At 65.7% G+C, this 5493-nt stretch carries 2 protein-coding genes; both read left to right on the top strand.

Annotated elements, in window-relative coordinates; translation table 11 throughout:
- Positions 1–4716, top strand: a 4716-nt coding sequence (locus tag BLR05_RS24585) for an RHS repeat-associated core domain-containing protein (protein ID WP_092840224.1), incomplete at its 5' end; no start/stop codon positions are given.
- Positions 4713–5141 carry a hypothetical protein gene (locus BLR05_RS26215; RefSeq protein WP_143016011.1) on the top strand — a complete coding sequence of 143 codons (429 nt, stop codon included), beginning with the start codon at positions 4713–4715 and terminating at the stop codon, positions 5139–5141. The genes BLR05_RS24585 and BLR05_RS26215, both read left to right, overlap by 4 nt.
- The last annotated feature ends 352 nt before the right edge of the window (positions 5142–5493 follow it).

Here is a 5493-nt window from a genome sequence, read left to right as displayed (position 1 = left end):
CTGGACTTCGCGCTGCCGGGGCCGCTGCCGCTGGCGTGGCAGCGGGTGTACAGCAGTTACGTGAATGCGAAGCATGGTGCGGCATGCGGGTTGCTGGGGTATGGGTGGAAGCTGCCGCTGGAGCTGCGGCTGCAATCGGATCGGGTGGTGCTCTTCGATGCCTCGGGGCGGGCGATCACGTTCGACGAGGCGCTGCAGCCGGGGCAGGCGCTGTACAGCAGCAGCGAGGACCTGTGGCTGTTGCGGGGTGGGGGCATCGCTGCTGCGAACGCTGTAGCCACGGCTGCCGCATCCATCCCGGAGGCATCCAGCTCCGCGGTCCCATCCTCCACCCCGGCCGAACTGCTGCCCTGGACGCAGCAACCGCGCTGGTCGCACGTGCCGGCGGTGCTGCGTGCGGACCCGGGCTGCGTCATCTCCGTGCCGGGCGCAGGCGGTGCAGGCGCACCGGCCTGGGTGTTCCTGCCGGCAGGCGTATCGGGCGACCACGTCCTGCATGCGGTGATCGACCGCTTCGGCCGCAGCCAGCGCTACCAGTGGGGCGAGGAAGGCGAGCAGCAGGGCCGCGTGGTCGGTATCACCGATGGCAGCGGGCGCCGCTATGCGCTGCGCTACGAGCGCATTGACCAGGATGCCGGACCAGCACAGACAAGTGCCCATCCCTTGCTGCAACCCGACGACGGTGTGCGGCTGGTGGGCGTGGACTGCACGTTCAACCCGCTCGACCCTGCGGTGGTACCCGGCGCCGCCCCGCGCCCTCAGCCGCTCGTGGGCTACCGTTACGACAGCGCAGGCAACCTTGCGGAGGTGCTGGGCGCAGATGGCACGGTGCTGCGCCGCTTCGGCTACGACGCACTGCACCGCATGACGGAGCACCAGGTGCGCCAGGGTCCCAGGCACCGGTACGTCTATGAAGACCAGACGGCGCAGGGCCGCCGCCAGGGGTCGGGGGCGCGCCCGGGCGCACGCGTGGCCGAGCAGCACAACGAGGAGGGGCTGTCGTACTTCTTCGAGTACAGCGAAGCGCCTGCCCGCGTCGGTGAGGGTCCGGCGGGCCCGGCGCGCAGCAGCACGGTAGTGCGCGACAGCCTGGGCCGCAGCACGGCCTACCACTTCGAAGGCGAAGGCGGACTCAAGCGCCTGGTGCGCCTCGTGGCCCCGGACGGGGCCGAGCAAAGCTACCGCCATGACAGCGCAGGCCGCAGGTTGTCGGCCACCGATGCGCTGGGCCGCACCACGTGGTGGCGCTACGACGGCGCAGGCCGGCTGCTGGGCGTGCAGGGCCCTGATGGCCGCAGCACCCAGCAGCCCTGGGGCGCGGCGGGCAGCGCGCAGGACGGGCTGCTGCTGGCCAGCCAGGACGCTGCAGGGCTGCGCACGGAGTTCCGCTACGACACCTGGGGGCGGCTGGTGGAGGTGGCGAAGGGTCCGGCCGGAAGCGGGCATGGATCCACTGACAACCAAGTCCTCATCACACGGTTCGAATACGAGCAACCGCAAGAGGACGGCACCGGCACTGTAGCCTTCCCGCCCCACGCGCTCGCCTGGTGCGACCAGCCCGTGACGATGATCGACGCCCGGGGCGGGCGCAGCCTCTACGCGTACAACGCCTGCGGCCAGCTCGCGCGGCACACGGACTGCTCCGGCCGCAGCCAGTCCTGGCGCCACGGCGCCTGGGGCGAGGTGGTGGAGGCCACGGATGCGCTGGGCCAGCGCAGCCAACTGCGCCACGCGATGCAGCAAGGCGCGCTACGGCTGGTGGGCGTGCAGCAGCCGGGCAACACGGCGGTGCGCTACCGCTGGTCGGCCGCCGGCACGCTGGAGGCGACCACCTACGGCACACACGACGTGCTGGAAGGCACGGGCGAGCCCGCAGGCACCAGCACCACGGTGGCCTACCGGCACGACCTCTGGGGCCGGGTGGTGGAGCAGGTGCAGGCGGGCCGGGGCGTGCAGCTACGCTACGACGTGGCCGGGCGGCTGGAGGAGCTCGTCAACGAGAACGGCGACGTGACCCGCTTCGCGCACGATTCGGCCGACCGGCTGGTGCAGGAAGTGGGCTTCGACGGGCGCAGCCAGGTGTATGGCTACGACGCGGCGGGCCAGCTCACGCACACGGGTGATGGGCACGGCGAAGGCCACCACCCGGGCGCGGCGGCGCGGCCGGAGTTGGGGGCGGTGGTGCGCATGCGGCTGCACTACGATCTGGGCGGCCGGCTGGTGGCGCGTGTCGCCGTGCGGCTGCCGGCACCGGAGCACTCCGATACCGAACCCCACGCGATACTGCAGATCCAGCGCTTCGAGCACACTTCGGCCGGAGCATTGCAGCAGACGCGGACCTGGGATGCAGAACTGCCCCACGGGATCGAGCCCATGGCCCTGCCGACGGCCTTGCCTGCCGGCTCCACGGATCGGCCCATCCCCCTCGCCGAGCGCTGGCTGGCGCTGGACACGCAGGCACTGTTGTTCCTGCTGGATCGCCCCGGTGATCCCGCCCAGGCACCGCTGGTCGCCGCGCTGCAGGCGCAGCGGCTGCAACCCGAGGCCCGCGTGGCCCTGGCACGCGATGCCTTCGGGCGTGTCTTCGGAGAGACGCAGACGCTGTACCGAAAGCCGCAGGCGCCACACCTCCAAGCCAACTTGAGTGCCGGTGAGTCCCCCGTGGAGTTCGAGCACGCCATCACCCACACCCTGGGCCCGCTGGGCCAGCGCACGGCCACGCAGGCACAGGGCCTGGGCACGCTGCAGTGGCTGGCCTACGGCTCGGGTCATGTGCACGGGCTGCTGCTGGACGGCCAGCCGCTGGTGGATTGGGAGCGCGATGCGCTGCACCGCGAGGTGGGGCGCACGCTGAACGTGCTCGAAGGCCAGGGCAACGCAGACCTGCCGGCCATCGTGCATGCACGGCAACTCGATCCGATGGGCCGGATGCTGCACCAGGATTGGCGCGGCCTGCGCCATGCAGCGGCCATGCCGGCGACCGGTGACGCCAACGACTCCGATACCGACCCCTCGTCCGCCGCAGGCCGCATCGCCCCGGCGCTGGGCCCGCTCGCCACACTCGCGCAGCGCCGCTACTGGTACGACCCGCTGGGCCAACTGGTCGGCGTGCAGACGCCGGGCGAGGCCACACGCTACGGCTACGACGCGTGGCAGCGCCTGAGCGGGCTGCACCGCGCGGTCCAGGGCTCGCCGGAGGTACAGGCGCACTGGGCGCTCGACCCCGCAGGCAACCGCCTGCCCGCGCCACCGAAGGCCGGCGTGGCGGCACCGCACGCCGATCGGCAGGCGTGGGCCCGCGAGGTGCGCGACCAACTGCACGACCCGGACTTCGACCTGCTCCGCTCGAGCGGCAGGCCGGGCGAGGCACAGGGCCGGGTCACGCACTGGAAGGGCAACCGCATCGGATGGAGCACGGTGGATGGCGATGCCGATGGAGCCGGCAGCGACGGCAAAGGCACCCTGATTCGCTATCGCTACGACGCCTTCGGCAACCGCGTCCAGATGCTCCTGCCCGATGGGCGCATCCAGCGCCTGCGCTACGACGCGCTGCACCAGTTGCGAGAAGTCTGGCAGCGCGAGAGCCTCGGTGGCGCGTGGCGACAGGTGGCCCGCTATCGGTACGACGCGTTCGGGCGCCGCCTGGGCAAGACCGTGTACGGTCCGCCGGGTCAGGACGGCCTGACCACCTATGCGGGTTGGGACGGTGACCGCCTCGTGCATACCGAAGGCCCGCAGGGGCTGCAGCACACGCTGTACGAGCCGGACACGTTCGTGCCGCTGCTGCGGCTGGAGCGCGACCGGGCCATCCCCACACCCGTGCAGGCCATGTTCGCGCTGGAAGACCATGGTGGCGCATCCCACGCGGCGGCCCTGTTTGCAGGTCTGCCCCGCGCACAGCGCGAATGGCTGGAGCAGGCGCTGAACGACGCACTGGGTCCACATGGCGATGCACTGCGGGCCCGTCTGCAGGCAGGCTTGCCCGAAGAAACCGGCGCACTGCTCTCCGCGGGCCTCCGATCCGTGCGCCAGCAACGGCAGGCCGCCACCCAGGCCCATGCGAAGCGCATCCGCCATGTCCTGTGCGATCACCTGGGCACGCCCATCGCGCTGGTGGACGCCAACGGCCCGCAGGCAGGTCTGGTCACCTGGGCTGCCACGTTCCACGCCTGGGGTGCCCTGCGCGAGGAATACGATCCGCACGGTATCGGCCAGGATATCCGTTTCCAGGGCCAGCAGTTCGATGCCGAGACGGGGTTGCACTACAACCGGTTCCGGTACTACGACCCGATGCTGGGGCAGTATGTGACGCAGGATCCGATTGGGTTGGCTGGAGGTGTGAACAAGCTAATTTATCCAACGAACCCCACTTCAAGCAAGGATCCTCTTGGACTGAAGGAGGAAGGAGGATGGCTATCGAAAATATTTGGGTGGGGTGAAAAAGCTAGTTCAATCAAAGATGCTGCCGAAGCAGGGCAATTGGTTTTGGAAAATAGAAAATTAGAAAAAGAATTTGGACGACTTGAAGATGACTTGATGTCTTGCATCTCTCAAACACCGACATGCTCTACAGAAAAAATGCAGGCTACCGAAAAGAGAATGGAAGAGATCAAGAAGAAGATTTTGAAAAATACGGGTGAAATAACAAGAATTATGATGAAAACTCCTGGAACGTCTGCAGGTGGTCCGGTGCATATTCCAGGAATGAAACCATGAAGAATATTAAGTTAATTATTTTTATTGTTGCCTTTGGTGCGACGATTTCCGCTTTTTTGTTCTATTGGCACAGCAGGGTTGATGAACTCGAAGCTTTGATTCCGAAGGGACGATGCGTCAAGTCTCAATATGATGACGACGGAAGAGTAGATAGGGTTTACATAAATTGCCAATCTGACGATGGAAAAAATTACACTATTATTGCGAGGAGTCTAAAAGACGAAGTTCAGATTAATAATATATATTTAAATTTAAAAGAAGGTAAGGAAATAAAAGATTTCATCTGCTCCGAGTTCAAGAATCCTGACGGCGCAAGCAGTCCTAATAAGATAACTGGCCTTCATACTTGTTTCTCTAAGAAGCGGTTTATGGTTGTTACCGCCACCAGTGAGGAGGCTATTGTATTCTTCATTAATCAATACTGAGAATTATTAAATTGTAACGGTGCAGCCAATTCGAAGTTTGATCCTCTACAGCGCGACGTGGTGTAGTTGGTTTACCCGCTTGCACCTGCAACACCCGGACTTCGGCCTGCTGGGCTCGGGGGGCGGCGCACCCGGCGAGTGTGCGGGCCCGGTTACGCACTGGTCGGGCAATCGCATTGGGTGGAGCACGGTGAATGGCGATGCCGATGTTGGAACTCCTGGAACTTTAGGGAATGGAATTCCCGGAGTAAGGATGCCTAGGGAAGGTCTGCAAAACCCCTTTCCTATGCCCTGCGGCGGGGATGAATCGGGGGCGACTTCTAGCGATGTGCGAGATCAGACTGATTTCTCG

Origin of the sequence: Paracidovorax cattleyae (assembly GCF_900104515.1) — a bacterium.
In the GTDB taxonomy this organism is placed as follows: Bacteria; Pseudomonadota; Gammaproteobacteria; order Burkholderiales; family Burkholderiaceae_C; genus Paracidovorax; species Paracidovorax cattleyae.
Note: the sequence above shows the minus strand (reverse complement) of the source record. Positions and strands in the feature narration are given on the sequence as shown.

Coding starts and splice junctions, on each gene's coding strand:
- BLR05_RS26215 (WP_143016011.1), top strand. CDS start 4,713: ATGAAGAATATTAAGTTAATTATTTTTATTGTTGCCTTTGGTGCGACG.